A 791-nucleotide genomic window follows, 5' to 3' on the forward strand; every position below is an offset into this window, starting at 1 on the left:
TCTCCGGAAACCTGCGACAGCCCCTGCGGCGACAACGCGCCGAACGCCAGCGGAATTCCGCCATTGTTGTTGAAGAAGTCAGCCAGCGTGTTGGCGACGTTCCGCTGGTTGATGCTGAGGCCATCCTGCCGGAACGATAGCGCCAGATCGAGCCACGCATTGCTGCCGTCATAGGCCAGCGCCGTCTTGAAATTCGTCGGCAGATTGGTGGCGATCGGCCCGGCAAAGGTGCCGTTGACACCGCCATCGGCGGTGAGAATGGTGTAGCGCCTCTCGACATAACTGCCGGGAGCGAACTGCGCCTGAACCGTCGCGCCGCCAAGGGTCGCCGTGCCGGTGACACGGGTGAAATCGCTGTTCGCCGGGGAGACATCAACCATGTAGCGCGATGCCGCCGTCAGCGCGAGGTTGCCCTGCACGGTCAGCGTCCCGATCCCATTGTTGCCGGGAGCCAGCGTGCCGCCGTTGATCAGTGTGTTGCCCACCGTTCCATCGCCGCCAAGCGTCGTGCCCGTCTCGACGGTGGTAAGCGACGAGGATGCAATCGAGCCGTTCACCAGAAGCGTGCCGCTCTTCACCGTCGTTGCACCGGTATAAGCATGGTTGCCCGCCAGGATCAGCGTGCCGCCGCCGAGTTTGTCGAGTCCGATGCCGGCTCCGCTGAGCGGTGCGGAGATCGCCGCGGTGACGCCGCCATCGACGTTGACGAAACTTGCCGCCGCGTTTCCGTGTGAATCGCCCGTCATCGCCAAGGCGCCACCCGTGAGGTGATAGCCATCGGTCTTGAACTG

The 791-nt window shown here is 64.1% G+C and carries 1 protein-coding gene; it reads right to left on the reverse strand.

Annotation, left to right across the window (positions count from 1 at the left end):
- The coding region (locus NWI01_RS18635) for an autotransporter-associated beta strand repeat-containing protein (RefSeq protein ID WP_244613909.1) at positions 1 to 746 on the reverse strand (746 nt) is incomplete at its 3' end.
- Positions 747 to 791: the final 45 nt, after the last annotated feature.

Source organism: Nitrobacter winogradskyi (assembly GCF_006539545.1).
In the GTDB taxonomy this organism is placed as follows: domain Bacteria; phylum Pseudomonadota; class Alphaproteobacteria; order Rhizobiales; family Xanthobacteraceae; genus Nitrobacter; species Nitrobacter winogradskyi_A.